The sequence below is a fragment of the Pseudomonas sp. St386 genome (assembly GCF_018325865.1).
Classification (GTDB): Bacteria; Pseudomonadota; Gammaproteobacteria; order Pseudomonadales; family Pseudomonadaceae; genus Aquipseudomonas; species Aquipseudomonas brassicacearum.
This window is the reverse complement of record NZ_AP021900.1, coordinates 6684200-6701689: the sequence shown is the minus strand read 5'-3', so window position 1 is coordinate 6701689 and position 17490 is coordinate 6684200. Positions and strand designations below refer to the sequence as shown.

The window sequence follows — 17490 nt, the reverse complement described above, 5'->3', positions numbered from 1 at the left end:
TGGCGGTAACTATTTATGATAAATATTCTTTGGGCTGACGATCAACAGGAAGTAATTTCTAGCATAGTGCGAATTTTAGGGTTGGTCGATTTTAATTTTGAATTTGCAATTAATGGAGAGGATGCACTACTCAAAATACAAAAAGAAACTTTTGATTTTGTTCTTATTGACTTGGCAATGCCTCCAGGTCGATGGGGCGGGTTGTGGCTTCTGCAAGAAATTAATAAATTAAATCTCAACCTTGCTTCAATAGTTGTCTCTGGGGAGGGTAGTCAAACAGAGACAATCAAGGCACTCCGATTAGGAGCTATCGACTATGTCACCAAAGAGAATCTGATTACTGAACTTCCACAGCAGCTGAAGCGTGCCCTTGATAGTAAACGACAACGGCTCCCAAGCTTGTTATCTATAATTAAAGGTGGTGAAACAGATGTTGTCGAATTTAAATCGACCTTGAGAGTAAATCTGCGAACTGGTGCTAAAGATCGAGATATGGAGCTATCGGTACTTAAAACAATAACCGGATTTTTTAACTCTTCAGGTGGACTGCTGCTAGTCGGCATTAACGATGAAGGGCATGTTTTGGGTATTGATGGCGATTTGTTTCCTAATAATGATAAGTTCCAACTTCATTTTTGGAATGTTTTCAGAGAGGCGATTGGCGCAGAGTTTTCTGAGTTTGTCAGGTCGGAGGTAATAGAAATTAATGATAGGTTTGTGTTTTCTGTGAACTGTCTTCGCAGTAATAGACCCGTGTTTCTGAAGTGGAAAGTCGCGGGGCAAAGCAAGAGTGACGAGCTATTTTATGTGAGGATAGGCCCTCAAACCGAACTGCTCGGTATAAGGCAAGCAATAGCTTATATTGAAGATCACTTTTGAAAAAAATGGGAGGTATTTATGCCTCAGTCTAATATCTCCCCATTTATTAAAATTTGTTGTTTTTGTATCCCTGATATTTTCCAAGAGATATCAATACCAATCCTCCTCGAATTCGATGACTGGCGCAAGATCCGGTATGACGCATCCCCAAGATCTGCGTCATTAAAGCGCATACATTTACGATTTCGCCTATAGAGCGAGCCTGCTCGCGAAGCCGGCAACGAGTTACATGCCTGCTTTTGAGGTGTAGGCGATCCGTGGCGAGGGAGCTTGCTCCCACTCGGCGGCGCAGCCGTCGTAAACCGGTTGATGCGGTTCCTCCGGTTCATCCAGAGAAATGCGTCAGCCTTTTTTGGGACGGCTTCGCCATCCAGCGGGAGCAAGTTCCCTCGCCACAGGTGGTGGTGTCGCGGCTAGCGCGGATCGACGTTATCCAGCACTCGGTTCGCCAGCATAGAACTCAGTTCGATCAGTTGCTGGATGCCGAGGGCGATGTGGCGGCGGGGGCCTTCTAGGTCGAAGGCTAGGTTGCTGATCATCGCGTCGGCTGACGCGAGGTTTTCGCTGAGGTTGGCGAGCAGGCATTCGTTGTCGGCGTTTTTTGCCACGGTGAAGAGCTGGTCGGGTTTGGATGCATCTTCGGATTTTTCCGGTTTCGGTAGCAGGTAGTGATCCAAGACGCGTTTGGTGGTTTCGTCGTGCTTTTTGTTTTTGCGACTGGAATGGGTAGACGTCGAGTCAGTTTCAGGAGGATTTGGAGTAATTTTGAACATCGTTGCGTTACCTCTAATGAGTAGGCCGCAACCATCTCGCTACTAAACGAAAGGAGGCAGCTGTGCGCAAGTTAGTAGACCGGTAGAGGTAACGGATCCCGGCGCGCCCGAAGGCGCCATGCGCACAGCCACCATCGAGTGCAGGCAATGCCTGACTGATGAGACTCATGCAACCGTTACTACTTCCGGGCTACTAAACCCGACCACTGATGGGCAGTGGCAGGGAAACGATAGAACCCATGGGCAAGGCGCACAAGCGGGCGGATTCTGGCGTAGTTGTAGGCAATGGCGCAAGGATTCGTAGCTTGGTGGAGGCGTTGCGGAGGGAGAGTAAACAAGCCTTCGTAATGCCCAGGATTTGGGGCGAGGAAGCGTGCTCTCGCTCGCTGGCGCAGCGGTTTTTCTGTAGGAAGACTCCGGCTTTTTTTGGACGGTTTTGCCGCCCAGCGGGATGTGGTGCTGCGGCTAGAGGAAGGCGACATTCTCCGGCATTCGGCTCGTTAGCAATGAATGAGTTTGAGCAGTCATTGGGCGTCGGGCGGGGAACCGTACGGTAAAAATCCTTGATGTTCTTCAAGCCCATCCTAGCTTGTTCCTGAGTCTTGGTAGATCAAAAATTGATCGATTATAAGTTCTAATGGCATGTTTAGCTGTCCAGCTAAACATGCCATTAGAACTAAGGTATTGCACGTATAGGAGTTTTGCTGCCGTCTCTGAACCAGTTCGTATTTTAGTAGGGATCTTCGGAAGGACTCCTCGACTCGCACGTACCAGCGGAGCCCATGGTAAAACTTTTAATTTTCTGCCCTCGGCGCAGTTTTTCTTCAGTGCGCCAAGAAAATCTTCATTTGAGCCGGTTTTGCGGGTTTTTTCTTATCTCGCGATACACCTTAAGGTGTTCAGGCTGGACCTCAAAGGATGGGGAGCCTGCCGCCAATCTTTTGTGGGACCGCCATGGCGAGCTGCTGTACAAGCGCTACACGCTTTTGTGGCGGGCAAAGAAAAGGGCTACTGGTGACAGTAGCCCTCGATTTTTAAGCTTGATATTCATATACACACCCTCAAGCAGGGGTGTAGAGGTCTCACCCTACGCTGATGTCCCAACCATCGACCGACGGGGTTCCTACGCCAGTTATCGCCGCTGAGAGGCAACTGGTTTCGCGCTCAGGGATAGACTGTTCGCCTTTAAGCGTACCGTCAATCAAAAGGTTGGCAGACCGGAATGAAAGGAACCCGGCATCCCGAAGGGATCCTTGCACAACCCGCCATAACATAGGAATGCTAATGCCAGAGGCTTTGCAATCATATTGGGGGCTGTTGCGCCTTTCGTGTACCGGGCCGCCAAGCCGACCATTGAAGGGCAGTGGCAGGGAAACGATAGAAGCCATGGGCAAGGCGTACAAGCGGGCGGATTCTGGCGTAGTTGTAGGCAATGGCGCAAGGATTCGTAGCTTGGTGGAAGCGTTGCGGAGGGAGAATAAACAAGCCTTCGTAATGCCCATCCTTAGCATTTTTTGACCCCTTTTCGTATAGCGGCTTTGGCCGGTTGCTGCCCTATCACAAAGGTCAGCAATTGGCCCATACCAGCAGTAAATGACCTCTACAAGATTAGAGGCCATTCAGTTTCATTTCACATCCTTTGTTCGAATGAAAAATGACGAAAACTAATTCGGAAGCGCATTGCTCAGTTAACGCCAAAAATTAACTCTTTTGCGTAAGGGCTAAAGCGATATCCTTTGTATTCCTCAGGGTCTTTGCGAGGTACATAAATTTTCTGACTTTCATGATATCGATATTTAGGAGAAAAGCTAAATACGGTAACCTTTGTTGCCGTGACCCATCTCCACAGATAACGCCAAAATCCTTCTTTCTGCCTAAGTTCAGTGGCGATATAGTCACCATAGTCCTGCTTGATCCAGTCTTCTATTCCTTTATTGTCTGTAGCAATAACCCCTCTGTATCTAATGTCCCACTCGCCTTTTGACTGAGTTTCACTAGATAGAGATATTTTGACATCCAGCCCCGAACCAGGCGACCTATGGACTGGCATGTCTTTTCCTAAATAGTTAGGTATGGCAAACGCACCGTCCATAAAAGAAATTTTATCTGCGGGTGGCATCAGTGCGATTCGATAGTTTGAGTATGCGTAGTTGTCTTTTATATTTGTACCATGTGATATGTCTGCCTCGACAAGTGAGCCAGAGTGCGTCTGAGCGCTTTCAGGTAGCTTGTCGCGATCGGTGGCTTTGTCATATTTAAGTGACAGATTGACGCTTTTCGCTGCCTTTCGTGAGTCATTGAATACCGATACTTCCACGGGGACTATGATGCGCTCTGACTCTGAAATTCGAGGGCTTGCGTAAAACATATAAACTGGCGAATCACTTTCAAGCGGTTCACTGTGCAGATAGAGCGTCGTCTCACCAGACCATTTACCATCGGATAAATCACCTGCCACCTGATAGATAAATGGAGTGGCGGGCATTGCCAGCACCACAACGGTGGCTATCTTATGAGCTTTTACATAGGCAAAAAATCTTTCGGTTTTTGATAGCTTTGGCACCTCTGTTCGAGCGGGGCTCTTAGTGTTCACGATAGGTCTAGGCTGTTTTTTTCTATTTCCCAAGATTTATTCCTTTAATTTAGAGTGAATTTTAATTGAGGTCATTAATGTATCTGCATTAAATAAGAAAACCTTAATATCAAATAGAGTTTTTTGTGGTAACTCACGCTTCCACGTGGCACCAACGACGCATTTCGCCCGTTTGTTATGGGTGACATGATTGATGCGATGCAGCTTTCGTGGCGCTTCCTCGGGTCGCGGTCAAAGCTTGTCCAGGCTAGAAACCGTGGTGGCGTAGAAGGCCACGCCCGACTTGTCGATGACCTTTATTCTGCCGCCTTCTTCCTTGAGATCTTTGAGGTACGGACCGAACGCTATTTCGTCGGGCGCGGTTCGCAGAATTTCTTTGTCGAGTACCGGTGTGTCTTTCCTCAAGACCTTAAGGTTCATGAGGAAGCAGTCGATGGTTAACTGGCACTCCAGGGCGCAGACATAGTCCGACCCTTTTATTTTTTTCTGCTTGAAGGTCCACTCGTTTTTATAGTGGTTGCGGCGGAACTCATCCATTGCGTTTTTCAGCAGATCAAGGGGCAAGGCCATGTGTGGGCGGCATTTTTCCAAGCCTTCCAGCAACAGTTGTATAAAGAACTCATTGAGCTCGTTGACCGATGTGCATTTTTTATACAGTTCGGTGTCCAGACCGACATTGACGATGAGCGCGCCGCTGGAGTTTACATAGGGCTCATTGACGGCTTGGCGGGTGCCGACAAAGCAGATTTTCTTGAAGTTCGGCGTTTCGAATTTTTCTGCACTCAGGTGGCGCTCAAGAAAGTTGCAGATCGATCGGCTTTGGTCGCGAAACGGATGAATAATTTCGTCGCTGAATTCGCCCAGGTCGGGGTATAGGTAGATTTCTTTTAAGATCATGGTCTTGAATGCCTCGCTGGGTCTGGTTCCCGCCTGCGTCGATTCGCGTTTCTTCGCTCAAAATCTCGACTTTCCAACGAGCAACTGGGCCGGCCGGCTCTTTTTTGATGACTCTGGATTCGTAACGTCCTCTTGAAATCCAATACTCATACGTAGACCTGAGCGAGCCTCGTGAGGCAATCGCTTCACAGGCTCGTGGGTAGGTTATTTCCAGGCAGCATGGTAAGCCTGTCCAGCGATGACGCCACCGGCTCTATTGGCCTGTGAGTTCAGCAAGGAACTCCTCAAATGATTCGCATACGAACGCCAGATCCTCTTCATCCATCAAGTACAGGTAAATATTCCCGAAGTCAGCTTCCTTAACGGATAAGAGGAAGGAATTGCCACCGTGATCGTACGCAAAGGGGATCATTTGTTTTAGCAACGGAACGTCGTCCGTCAAGTCGCGATAGACCGTTTCGATAGGGGCTTGTCCGTATTTGATCGGAGTGAACCCACCCAGCAAGAAATCATTCTCGCTACTGCTCTCAGACAAATCGCCGCCGTTGTGCTTTAGATAAAATTGCCTAAAGGCTGTCGGTAATTCCACATTGAATTTTTCTTGGAACTCATTCAACTCTTGCACAGAGAGGGCGCGTTCGGATTCTTCGAGGGTCAGCCGCATTTGGATGCTCCTTTTGTTCTGCTCTTGAAACGAGCTGGGTGGGTATAGGCCTTGCCTGTAGCTGCTTTGTATTGAGCTACGCCGCCGTTATGGCTTATGCCATTGTGGGCGTTTTGCTTGATGAGCTGCATCGTGCCTGTGTTGGTCTTGGGATCGTAATCATCCAGGTGGTGCCATACATGACCGGACGGCGTCGTTTTTTGACTCAAGTTGGCCGCCTTGTTTGCGGCCTCGAAGTCTTTCCCGTAGTCCCCGGTGTATTCAATTCTAACGATTGGGTTCACGCCGGGTTTTTTGTTGTAAAGCGCGTTACTTTCAGAATAGTCGAGACCTCCACCGGGTGTCTTCGTGACGCCTGTGTACCCACGGTCTTTCAGTTTTATCAGCGGGTCGACTGCTAGGCCTAGAGGGTCTGCATAGCCGATAGGGTTGGGCGCATAGGCATAAAAATTAAGGCCCCCGGCCAAGCCTATTGGGTCGGGCGTAGTGAAGCGACCCACGTCGGGATCGTAAAACCTGAGAACGTTGTAGTGCAGCCCAATTTCTCGATCGAGGTACTGTCCTTGGAACCTCAGGTTTTGCTCTTCGATGAAGTAGGGTTCACGAATTTCCTGAAGGGGGTTACCCCACACCTCAAAGCGAGCTTGCCAGACGCTATGGCCGTCGGCTTCTGTGAGTTGTTCTGGCAGGCCGTTCAGGTCGTTGTGGTAGTAACGGACTTTCTGATGCGCGCCGTATCCATCGATCCGCGCAAGGGGTTCGTAGGTGTTATCCGTATAAAGATAAAGGCTGGTCTGGTTGTACCGACTTTCCTGCAATAGGCGCATGCCATCCCAGGTGAAGCGAGTTTCGCCCAGCGGGTAACCATTGCTGTCGTGTTCGGTTTTTTCGATGCGCCGGCCCAGCGGGTCGTAGGCCATTTTGACCACGCTGCCGTCGCCGTTGCGCACCTCGATCAAGCGGCTTTCAGCGTCATAGGCAAAGTGCTGCACGCCGCGTTTGGCGCTGCGCTTTTCGATCATCCGGCCGAAGGCGTCGTAGCGGTAGCGTTTGTCCTGGTAGGTCAGCAGCTTGTTGTGCACCACCAATCCGGCGCCGGGGGCCGGGCCGTCCAGCAGGTTGGCGGCGGCGTCGTAGGTGAAGGTTTCGCGCTGGCCGTGCAGGCTGTCCTGGCTGGCGACGATGCGGCCGGTGGCGTCGTAGTGCAGGAGCTGGCGCTGTTGCGCGGCGGGTTGCTGGTCGAGTTTGCCGATGAGGTTGTCGGCGGGGTCGTACTCGAAGTGTTTTTGCACCGCCGCTGGCAGCAGCGAGGGTTGGCTGCTGTGACGGCGTTGCCGTGCGCGCAGGCGGCCGCTGCGGTCGTATTCGCTGCGGGTGTTGATCTGCCCTTGGGTGCGCAGCACTTCGCGGTGCAGGCGGTCGCGTTCGAAGTCGCTGATGACCTGGCCGTCGAGGTTGATCTGGTGCAGGTGGCCGCTGCCGTAGTACAGGCGGTTGACCCAGCGGCCATCGGGCAGTTGGGTCTGGATCAGGTTGCCGAGTTCGTCGTAGTGGTGTTGCAGGCTTCCGGCGGCGCTGTTTTCGGCGAGTAACTGGCCGAGGGCATCGTAGGCGAAGCTCAGGGTCTGGGCGTTGCCTTGCAGGTCGGTGAAGGTGACGGCGGTGAGTTGGTCCAGCGGGTCGTAGCTGTATTCGGTACGGCCATCGTCGGTGACTTTGGCGATCAGCCGGCCCACGGCGTCGCGTTCCAGGCGATGGACGGTGGGGGGCGGTGGGGCTTCGGGAACGAGCGCCAGGCCGGTGCCGTAGGGCGCGGGCATCGCCGTCACTGCCGCGACGTTGTCGAGGCGGTCGTAGTCGTAGCGCTTGGCGCTGCCGTCCAGGTCCTGCTGCTCGATCAACCGATCCCCGATATCCCAGGCAAACCGGTAGCTCTCGCCATTCTCGTTGGTCAGCGCTTGCAGCCGGCCGAAGCTGTCGTAGGCGAACTGCACCTGCCGGCCTTGGGCGTCTGTGCGTTGGCGGACCTGGCCGCGGCGGTTGTGTTGGTAGAGCGTGGTATGCCCGGCCGGGTCGGTGTAGCCGGTGAGTTGGCCGGCGGTGTCGCGCTGGTAGTGTTCGGTGCGGCCGTCCGGCAATTGGCTGCTGAGCAGACGCCCCTGGGCGTCGTAGCGGAATTGGGTGCGCTCGCCGAGGGCGTCGGTGATGATTTGCAGGTAACCGCGCGCGTCGTAGCTGAAGCGCGTCGGGTAACCCGAGCAATCGACGTGCTCCACCAATTGGCCGAACGGGTTCCAGCGCAGCTTTTTGCTTTTGCCGGTGGCGTCGATGATCTCCACGACCTGGCCGTGGGTGTCGTAGCGGTAGCGGGTGATGTGGCCCAGTGGGTCGGTTTCCTCCGTGCAGTTGCCGCGTTGATCGTAGCGGTATTTCCAGCTGTGGCCGGCGGCGTCGGTGTCCACCAGCGGCAGGGCCCAGTGTTCGAGCCAGAGGGTGGATTCGCTGCGGCCCAACGGGTCGGTTTCGCTTAGCAGGTTGCCGGCGTCGTCGTAGCTGAATTGGTACTGGCCGCCCTGTGGATCGGTAGCGCTGAGCAACTGGCGCTCATCGTTCCATTCGAACAGCCAGGTCTGGCCGAGGTTGTCAGTGAACCGGGTGATCTGGTGCTGGCTGTTCCAGTGTCGGGTGCTGACGCGTTGCAGGCTGTCGCTGATGCGGGTGATGCCCGCCTTGAGGTCATAGTCGAACTGGTAGGCGTCGCCTTCGTCGGTCCAGTGCCGGACCACGCGCCATTCCTGGTCGTCGATCAGGGCCCATTCGTAGAAGCAGTGCAGGCCGCTGGGCAACTGGTGCTCGACCATCCGCTGCCCGGCGTCGTAGCTGAAGCGCCGTTGCACCTGGCCGGTGGCGTCGCGCACTTCGGCGAGGGTGTTGGCCGCGTCGTAGGCGTAGCTGACCAGCACTTCCCGCGATTGGTCGGGGTAGAGGCGTTCGATGTGGGTGACGCGTTCGCCTTCGCGGATCAGCTCGACTTGCACCAGGTCGAAGGTGTCGCGCAGTCGCACCAGGCGTCCGGCATCGTCGTAGTCGAGGTGGATGCGGTTGTCGTTGCGGTCGCCCAATTGGCTCAGGCGCAGGTGCGAAGGGTTGGCTGGCGAAGGTTCGAACAAACGGTACAGGCCGTCGTCGCTTTCGATCAGCAATTGCCCGTTCACATGGCGGCGCACGGCCAGGCCTTCGCCGGCGCTGAACACCGCGCCGCCCAACGGGATGGAACCCATGTCGATGGGCCGGCCTTGTTCGTCGGTGTAGACCAGGGTTTCGCCGCCCTCGGGGTGGGGCAGGATTTCTACCTGGACTTCGTAGGCGACGCTCCAGCCGGCGCCGAACAGGCTGTCTTGGCGTTCGTCGCGGCTGTTGTACACGCGTTGCCAGTCAATCGGCAGGATGCCGGGCAAGACGAAATCCAGGTCCTCGTCACCGCCTAGCACCTTGGCCCCGGTAGCGGCATGCACCGGGTTCGACGAACCCAGGGCGGCGTTGGCGGCCGCGTTCGCCGCGCTGCTGACGGCCATGGACACCGCGCCGCCCACCAGCATGCACGGCAGTTTGCTGAAAAATTTGCCCTTGCCGCCCTTGAGCATCAGCAGCGCGGTGACCGCCAGGCCTACGCCCGGGGTCTTGCCGCTGCGGATCTCGCGCACCACCACCGAACCGCCGCCAATGGTCACGTCAGGGGAAATCAGCCCGGCCGACACCACGGTCGCATCGCAGGTGCTGCGGTCGCCGCTGCGCACGGCGGGCTGGCCGTTGATGGTGACCTTGTCCGAACCTTCGGCCATGAACTGCGGTGGCATGGGTGGGTGCTTGGTGCAGATCACCAGGTCTTCCGGCCGGGTCTCCGTACCGGGGGCGGGCGAGGCGACAGTGGGGCGCCACATCTGCGAGAAGAAATTCCCGGCCATGTCCAGGTAACTGGGTTCTTCTTCCGGCTCGGGCATTTCCAGTTCGGTGCCGGCCGGTGCGACATGGGAAACAACAGCGCCGGCGGCGCGGGCCGAGGGGATGTTGTTGGTGAAGGTGTCCTTGGAGCCGGTGAGGATGTTGGCCTGCACCGTGGGCGGAAAGAGCGCGTTGCCGATGCCCTCGCATAAATTGCTCAGGCCTTTGTCGGCCCCGGTCTTGCTCATGGCCAGGCCGACGATGGTGCCCACCACCAGGCCCAGGACGAAGCAACCCAGGCCGCCGGTAACCACGGTGATGCCCGTGGCCGCGACCACGGCGGCGGTCGCCAGGGCGGTGATCGCGATGTTGGCCGCCACCTCCAATACGCCGCCAAGGATGTCGGCCATCATTGAGGTGTGGTTGAGTGCATCGCCCAGGCGGGCGGCCCAGAGCGCGTCAGACATGCACGTTGCTCAGGCGGGTAGGGGGGCTGGGGAATGTGGGTTCAAGCAATTTGATGCCTTCCATTGCATCTGTGTCCTTGTGGGTTACGGCATGCTCATCAGGGCCATTCTCAGGCGCTTGATCAGTTTCGGGGTCTTGAGGCAATCGGCCGGGCGTTTGTTGCCCAGGGCGGGCACGGTCTGTTCCAGCCACCAGAACCCTTCCTTGAGCCCTCTTTTTCCGTAGAGCACGACGGCCATGTCGAGGTTGTCATCCATGGCCTTGGCCAGCGCGCGTGCGTTGTCGTCGAGGTAGTCCTCTTCGTACAACCGCACGAAATGCTGCCAATCGGCATCGCCGACGTATTCGTCTTCCAGTCCCATTTTAAAAACCTGCAAAGGAAATCAAGTTGCTGCCGGTCGGGTTTCGCGCCGACGGCGCCAGGATCCCATCATAACCATTAGCCTTGGCCCAGGCGCCGATTTGATGGGTCTGGGTGTACTTGTCGCCGGTAATGCTCTTGAGGGAGACCCCCAATTGTTTGCGCACATCGGCCCGGGTCAGGTCCAGGACGTTGTTGAGCTGCACTTTCTTGCTGACCAGTACCCGTGTGGACAGGTCCACGCCCCAGTGATTGACTTCGCCCATGGCTGTCTTGCGTGAGTTGGCGCCATAGACACCGCCCAGGCCGGGGGCGGTGTAACGGTGCCTGGAGGCGACGTTCCACTTGTGCGCGGTCCAAGTCGTGCTGATCCGCCCCGGCTCTTCAAAGCGATACACCGTTCGGTTGACCTTGCGACCCTTGGGCGGCGTCGAGCATTTCATCAGCCCGAAGGGGTCGATCCAACTCACCGGGTTCGGCGCGTACTGGTAGAGGTTCAGCCCACCGGCTAAGCCGATCGGGTCCGGTGTGGTGAAGCGGCCGATGTCCGGGTCGTAGAAACGCAGGGTGTTGTAGTGCAGCCCGGTTTCGCGGTCCAGGTATTGGCCCTGGAAGCGCAGGTTCTGCTCTTCGATGTAATACGGTTCGCGCAGCTCTTCGGCGGTGTTGCCCCACACTTGGTAACGGGCTCGCCAGAGTGTGTGGCCGTCGGCTTCCGAGAGCTGTTCGGGCAGGCCGTTGAGGTCGTTGTGGTAATAACGGACCTTCTGTTGCTCGCCCAGGCCGTCGACCCTCGCCAGGGGTTCGTGGCTGTCGTCGGCGTAGATGTAGAGGCTGGTCTGGCTGTCGCGGTGTTCCTGCAAAAGTTGCAGCGCATCCCAGGTGAAACGGGTGCGGTTGAGCAGCGTGGCGTGGCGGTCGTACTCGGCTTTTTCGATGCGTCGACCCAACGGGTCATAGGTCATTTTTACGACCGAGCCGTTATCGTTGCGCACTTCCACCAGGCGTTGTTCAGCATCGTAGCGAAAACGCTGGACGCCACGGCGGGCGCTGCGTTTTTCCACCATGCGACCGAAACCGTCATAGCGGTAGCGCTTGTCCTGGTAGGTCAACAAGCGGTTATGCGCGACCTGGCCTGTGCCCAGACCGTCCAGCAGGTTGGCGGCCGGGTCATAGGCGAAGCTTTCACGCTGGCCTTGAAGGTTGTCCTGGCTGGCGAGAATGCGGCCGGTGGCGTCATAGTGCAGCAATTGGCGATGGGACGCTTCGGGCTGGCTGTCGAAGCGCTCCACTCGCTGATCGCTGGCGTCATAACCAAACAGTGATTGCGCCACGGGCGGCAGCAGCGTGGACTGACCCTGTTGCCGCCGCTGACGGGCCCGCAGGCGGCCACTGCGGTCGTATTCGCTGCGGGTGCTCTGGCGCCCCTGGGTGCGCAGCACTTCGCGGTGCAGGCGGTCGCGTTCGAAATCGCTGATGACCTGGCCGTCGAGGTTGATCTGGTGCAGGTGACCGCTGCCGTAGTGCAGGCGGTTCAGCCAACGACCGTCGGGAAGCAGCGTCTGGGTCAGGTTGCCCAGTTCGTCATAGCGATGTTCGAGGTTCCCCGCCCAGCCTTGCTCGGTAATCAATTGCCCCAGGGCGTCGTAACGCAAGCCCAGGCTTTGTACTTCACCGGTCTGGCTGGTGAAGGTGATCGCGTTGACCTGGTCGAGCGCGTCATAGCGGTACTCGGTGCGCCCGTCTGCGGTGACTTTCGCCACCAGTCGCCCCATCGCATCGCGCTCCAGCTCATGAATGATGGGGGCTTGGGGCGAGAGGTCCAGGTCGGTGCTGCCGGGCACCGCGAGCGCTTCCACGCGGGTGACGTTGTCCAGCGGGTCGTAGGCGTAGCGCTTGAGGCTGCCGTCCAGGCTGTGTTGGGCGGTCAAGCGGTCGGCGGCGTCCCAGGCAAACCGGTAGCGCTCACCGTTTTCATTGGTCAGGGCCAGCAGGCGCCCGTAGTTGTCGTAGCTCAGCTCAACCCGGCGGCCATGGGCGTCGGTGCGCACCCGCAGTTGACCGCTTAGGGTGTGTTGGAAATTTGTCGTGTGTCCAGCCGGGTCGCTATAGCCGATCAACTGTCCGCTAGCGTCACGCTGATAGTGCTCGGTGCGCCCGTCCGGCAGTTGCTTGCTCAGCAGCCGACCCTGGTCGTCGTAGCTGAAAAGCGTCCGCTCTCCCAGTGCGTCGGTGCTGCTGAGCAACAGCCCGCGCTCGCAATAGCTCAACCGTGTGGTGTAACCGGAACAATCGGTGTGTTCGCTCAGTTGCCCAAGGGCCGTCCAGCGCATGGTCTTGCTTTTGCCGGTGGCGTCGATGACCTCCACCACTTGGCCGTGGGCGTCGTGGCGATAGCGGGTGACGTGGCCCAGCGGGTCGGTTTCGCGAATGCGGTTGCCCCGCGCGTCATAGCGGTACTGCCAGGTATTTCCCGCGGCATCGGTTTCAGCCAGGGGCAGGGCCCAGTGTTCGAGCCACAGGGTTGACTCGCTGCGCCCCAGCGGGTCGCGGGTTTCGCAGAGGTTCCCGGCTTCGTCATAGCTGAACTGATGTTGTCCGCCGTTGGGATCGGTCGCCCCCAGCAACTGGCTTTCGTCGTTCCACTGGAAGGTCCAGGTGCGATCCAACGGGTCGGTGGTTTCGGTGATCTGATAGCGGGTATCCCAGCGACGGGTGCTGATGCGCTGCAAGCCGTCGGTGATGCGCGTGGTCCCGGCGGCCAGGTCGTAATCGAAGGTGTAGGCGTCGCCCGCGTCGGTCCAGTGGCGAACCACGCGCCATTCCAGGTTTTCAACCAACGCCCATTCATAGAAACAGCGAAGCCCGGTAGGCAGTTGGTGTTCCACCATTCGCCGCCCGGCGTCGTAGGCGTAGCGACGTTTTACCTGGTCGTTGGACTGACGGACCTGCGCCAGATCGCCCTGGCCGTCGTAGCCATAGTGCATCAGCACTTCCCGGCGTTGATCGGCATAGAGGCGGTCGATCCGGCTGACTCGTTGTGGCCAGCGCTCGTCATACGCCAGTGCGATGCGGGTCAGGTCGAAGGTGTCACGCAGTTGCGCCAGGCGTCCGTTGTCGTCGTAGTCCAGGTAGATACGGTTGTCGTTGCGGTCACCCAGTTGGTTCAGGCGTAGCAGCGCTGCATTGGCTGGCGTGGGTTCGAACAAGCGGTACAGTCCGTCCGCGCTCTCTATCAGCAGCTCGCCGTTGGCATGCCGTCGCACGCTGAGGCCTTCACCGGCACTGAACACGGCGCCGCCCAACGGGATGGAACCCATGTCGATGCGTCGGCCCTGTTCGTCGCTATAAACCAGGGTTTCGCCGCCGTCTGGATGGGGCAGGATTTCGACGCGCACCTCATAGGGCACGCTCCAACCGGCACCGAACAACCCGTCGCGGCGTTCGTCGCGGCTGTTGTAGAAGCGTTGCCAGTCGATCGGCAAGATGCCGGGCAGGACGAAGTCCATCTCCTCGACATCGCCCAACACTTTCGCCCCGGTGGCGGCGTGCACGGGGTTCGAGGAGCCCATCGCGGCGTTGGCCGCGGCACCCATCGCGCTACTGACCGCCATCGACGCCGCACCGCCGACCAACATGCACGGCAGGTTACTGAGGAATTTACCCTTGCCGCCCTTTAGCATCAGCAGCGCCGTGACCGCCAGCCCGACGCCCGGGGTCTTGCCGCTGCGGATCTCGCGCACCACCACCGAACCGCCGCCAATGGTCACGTCAGGGGAAATCAGTCCGGCCGACACCACGGTCGCATCGCAGGTGCTGCGGTCGCCGCTGCGCACCGCGGGCTGACCGTTGATGGTGACTTTGTCCGAGCCTTCGGCCAGGAATTGCGGCGGCATCGGCGGGTGTTTCATGCAGATGATCATGTCCAGCGGCTTGGGCACGGCACCGGGCGCGGGCACGGCGACGGTGGGACGCCACATCTGTGAGAAGAAATTCTCGGCCATGTCCAGGTAGCTGGGTTCGGCTTCGGGTGCTTCAAGTTCGGTGCCGGCCGGCGCGACATGGGACTCGATCGCTCCGGCGGCGCGGGCGGCAGGGATGTTGTTGGTCAAGGTGTCGGTGGAGCCGGTGAGGATGTTGGCCTGCACCGTGGGCGGGAAGAGGGCGTTGCCGATGCCCTCGCATATGTCGCTTAGCCCCTTGTCGGCCCCGGTCTTGCTCATGGCGAGGCCGACCACGGCGCCCACCACCGCGCCGAGTAGGAAGCAACCCAAGCCGCCAGTGGCAACGGTAATGCCCGTGGCCGCTACCACGGCAGCCGTCGCTACCGCGGTGATCGCAATGTTCGCGGCTACTTCCAGGACGCCGCCGAGGATATCGGCCATCATCGAGGTGTGGTTCAGCGCGTCGCCTAGCCGAGCGGCCCAGAGTGCGTCAGACATGCAAGGTGCTCATCAAGCCAGAACGTCGAACAGCAGCGAACCCTTGATCGTTGCCCAATGTGCCGCTTCGGCATCGCCCAGTTTCTCGGCTTTCACGTAGCTCAGGGCAAGCATTTTGCGGGTGCCGGGCAGTACCAGGGCCAACTGGAACTGGAAGACCTTTTCGTTGCCCTTGTTGAACTGGCTGCGCAATTCGATGGCTTCGACTTCCTGGTTGGCGCCCACGCGCACGGTGGCGCCCGGTTGGCAGCGCAGGTCCTGGACCTGTTTTTCCAGGCGCTTGAGCTGGTCGTCGAGGTTGCTTTGCAGGGTCTCGCCCTCGGTCAGCAAACTGCGGCTGACGATCAAGGACGTGCCCAGCTCGGGGAACTTGAGGATGTTGATTGTCGCGTCCAGCAATTCGCTGGGCGGCAGCTGGAACTGGAATTCATTGAGGCGGTAAGTCATGGCGCAAAAATCTCGAGGTTAGCCCTTGGGTGCAGGGAACGCGGCTTGGATGTTGGCATCGATGCTGCCCTTGACGCCCTGGCCGTCCGGCGTGGCTCCGGGGCCGCCGCCGTTGTTCAGGTGCAGCACGCCGCCGGTGTTGAACTCGGCATCGCCGCTGGCGTAGAAGCTGATCTGTACGCCGGTCAGGTTGATCTGGCCGCTGGCGTTGAGCTCCAGGATGCTTTCGCCGCACACCAGGCGCAGGTTTTCGCCCACTTCAATCACGTAGCTCTGGCTGATGCTGTCGGTCTTGCGCTGGCCGACGGAGAGGATGTCCTCCTGCTTGACGATGCGCAGGCGGTTGTTGCCGATGGTCACCGTCTCGTTGTGGCCGATGCTCTTGTTGCGGTCGTGGCCCACCGAGTGGCTTTCATCCACCTCGACCACGATGTCCTGGTTACGCTCGGCGTGGATGTACAGTTGCTCGGCGCCTTTCTTGTCTTCCATGCGGATTTCGTTGAAATTCGCCGGCGTGCCGCCCTTGCTCGAACGGCTTTTCATCCCGCTCTGGGTGGCATTGGCGGGCAAGTCATAGGGCACGGTCTGTTCGGCATTGTAGACGCGACCGGTGATGATCGGCCGATCCGGGTCGCCTTCGAGGAAACTGACGATCACTTCCTGGCCAATGCGCGGGATCTGCATCGAGCCCCAGTTTTTCCCGGCCCATGCCTGCGACACGCGAATCCAGCACGAGCTGTTTTCGTTGGACTGGTCGTGCCGATCCCAATAGAAGTGCACCTTCACTCGGCCGAACTGATCGGTCCAGATTTCCTCGCCCTTGGGACCCACCACTAAGGCAGTCTGCGGGCCCTTGACGATAGGGCGATGGGTGATGGGCAGCGGCCGATAGCTTTGCTGGGCGTCGATGCAGGTCAGGCTGCTTTCGAACTGTGCTGTCGGCGCGCCGCCGCCGGTTTCGCCGCTTTCCTGGGAGAGGTAGTAGCGGGCGCCGACGATCAGGTATTCGCGGTTCTGGTCCTGGCGGCTGAAGCCGGTGAGGCTGAACAGGTGCCCCGAACCCAAGCCGCGGGCGTTGCCGGCCAGTTCGACCTGTTCGTGCTGGGTCTGCAAGGCTTCGATGCGGGTGCGGGCGTAGTGTTCGCCGTCCTGGCTCTGCACGTAGGTGCCAGGGTAGTCGTACAGGGGATAGTCGCCGGCAGTGTGTGGGCGGGGCATGGCCGAGCGTACGTCGATGCGTGCGCTGGGGCGTTGGAAGTCGTAGTCGTTGAGCTCCAGCGAGCCGGGCTGGACTTCCTGGGCCAGGTGCCAGTCGTGTATGTGGTCACGCTCGCGCTGCTGCTCGTTCTTGGGGTAGTAGGGCACCGAGCCGTAGCCGGGCGCCGTGGTGTGGGCTCCATAAGCGTCGGCCAGCACCAGCACATGTCGACCTTGCTCATGGCGGAAGAAGTAGTAGATCCCTTCCTGCTCCATCAAGCGGCTGACGAAGTCGAAACTGGTCTCGCGATACTGCACGCAGTATTCCCACTCGCGATAAGGCCGGCTCAGGGCGTCTTCGAAATCGGAAAAGCCCAAGTCGCGGAACACCTGCTTGATGATCTGCGGGATGGTGAGGTTCTGGAAAATCCGGCAATCGGAGGTACGGGTCAGCAGCCAAAACCACGGGCGCAGGGTGGCCTGGTAACTGGCGAACTGGCCCTGGTCGACGTTCTGGCTGAAACGGGCCACGATGCCATGGAAATAACGCTCGCCACCGCCATCGAGTTGCAGGCTCACGCACATGGGCTTGCCGAGCACCTGATTGAGGTCGATGGCGTTATCCAGCGAGTGCAGCTGCAACTCATAGTTGAACAGCCGCCCCAGTTCTTCGCCGCCGCCCATGTCCTTGAGCAGCAGTACCTCAGGTCCCAGGGGGCTGGTGATCTTGGCCAGGCGTGAGGCTTGGTTGAATAACATCGGTCATCTCATCGTTGTAATGGCTGCGCCGCTGATTGCCTGACGACACCGGAACAACTGTGGGAGCG

10 protein-coding genes are annotated in these 17490 nt (G+C 58.1%); 1 reads left to right on the top strand and 9 read right to left on the bottom strand.

Annotated features, from left to right (window positions below; translation table 11 throughout):
* Positions 1-15: 15 nt before the first annotated feature.
* The gene (locus KI235_RS29815) at positions 16-879 is read left to right on the top strand and encodes a response regulator (RefSeq protein WP_060613131.1); all 864 of its coding nucleotides are present in this window, start codon (positions 16-18) and stop codon (positions 877-879) included.
* A gap of 413 nt (positions 880-1292) precedes the next feature.
* Here the strand turns inward: KI235_RS29815 and KI235_RS29810 are convergent, their stop codons facing one another.
* The 9 genes from KI235_RS29810 to KI235_RS29770 all read right to left on the bottom strand — a co-directional run bounded on the left by KI235_RS29810 (position 1293) and on the right by KI235_RS29770 (position 17422).
* Positions 1293-1652, bottom strand: coding sequence for a DUF6124 family protein (locus KI235_RS29810; RefSeq protein WP_060613130.1), 360 nt, complete (start codon positions 1650-1652; stop codon positions 1293-1295).
* Positions 1653-3336: 1684 nt separating this feature from the next.
* Positions 3337-4245, bottom strand: a complete 909-nt coding sequence (locus KI235_RS29805; RefSeq protein WP_145902402.1) for a hypothetical protein — start codon at positions 4243-4245, stop codon at positions 3337-3339.
* A 231-nt stretch (positions 4246-4476) separates the two neighbouring features.
* A complete protein-coding gene (locus KI235_RS29800; RefSeq protein ID WP_060613128.1) occupies positions 4477-5142 on the bottom strand; it encodes a hypothetical protein in 666 nt (221 codons plus the stop codon).
* A gap of 253 nt (positions 5143-5395) precedes the next feature.
* Complete coding sequence (locus KI235_RS29795) at positions 5396-5806, bottom strand: SMI1/KNR4 family protein (RefSeq protein ID WP_013694578.1); 411 nt, start codon at positions 5804-5806, stop codon at positions 5396-5398.
* Complete coding sequence (locus KI235_RS29790; protein ID WP_043042224.1) at positions 5797-10215, bottom strand: RHS repeat-associated core domain-containing protein; 4419 nt, start codon at positions 10213-10215, stop codon at positions 5797-5799. The genes KI235_RS29795 and KI235_RS29790 overlap by 10 nt, the downstream gene beginning before the upstream one ends.
* A gap of 84 nt (positions 10216-10299) precedes the next feature.
* Complete coding sequence (locus KI235_RS29785) at positions 10300-10578, bottom strand: hypothetical protein (RefSeq protein WP_003206947.1); 279 nt, start codon at positions 10576-10578, stop codon at positions 10300-10302.
* Between the two features lies 1 nt (position 10579).
* Positions 10580-15019: an RHS repeat-associated core domain-containing protein gene (locus KI235_RS29780; protein WP_014340893.1), complete on the bottom strand. Its 4440-nt coding sequence runs from the start codon at positions 15017-15019 to the stop codon at positions 10580-10582.
* Positions 15020-15031: 12 nt separating this feature from the next.
* Positions 15032-15466 carry a DcrB-related protein gene (locus KI235_RS29775; RefSeq protein ID WP_003206943.1) on the bottom strand — a complete coding sequence of 145 codons (435 nt, stop codon included), beginning with the start codon at positions 15464-15466 and terminating at the stop codon, positions 15032-15034.
* Between the two features lie 18 nt (positions 15467-15484).
* Positions 15485-17422, bottom strand: coding sequence for a type VI secretion system Vgr family protein (locus tag KI235_RS29770; RefSeq protein ID WP_003206941.1), 1938 nt, complete (start codon positions 17420-17422; stop codon positions 15485-15487).
* Between the last annotated feature and the right edge of the window lie 68 nt (positions 17423-17490).

Coding starts and splice junctions, on each gene's coding strand:
- KI235_RS29795 (WP_013694578.1), bottom strand. CDS start 5,806: ATGCGGCTGACCCTCGAAGAATCCGAACGCGCCCTCTCTGTGCAAGAG.
- KI235_RS29790 (WP_043042224.1), bottom strand. CDS start 10,215: ATGTCTGACGCGCTCTGGGCCGCCCGCCTGGGCGATGCACTCAACCAC.
- KI235_RS29810 (WP_060613130.1), bottom strand. CDS start 1,652: ATGTTCAAAATTACTCCAAATCCTCCTGAAACTGACTCGACGTCTACC.
- KI235_RS29770 (WP_003206941.1), bottom strand. CDS start 17,422: ATGTTATTCAACCAAGCCTCACGCCTGGCCAAGATCACCAGCCCCCTG.
- KI235_RS29780 (WP_014340893.1), bottom strand. CDS start 15,019: ATGTCTGACGCACTCTGGGCCGCTCGGCTAGGCGACGCGCTGAACCAC.
- KI235_RS29785 (WP_003206947.1), bottom strand. CDS start 10,578: ATGGGACTGGAAGACGAATACGTCGGCGATGCCGATTGGCAGCATTTC.
- KI235_RS29800 (WP_060613128.1), bottom strand. CDS start 5,142: ATGATCTTAAAAGAAATCTACCTATACCCCGACCTGGGCGAATTCAGC.
- KI235_RS29775 (WP_003206943.1), bottom strand. CDS start 15,466: ATGACTTACCGCCTCAATGAATTCCAGTTCCAGCTGCCGCCCAGCGAA.
- KI235_RS29815 (WP_060613131.1), top strand. CDS start 16: ATGATAAATATTCTTTGGGCTGACGATCAACAGGAAGTAATTTCTAGC.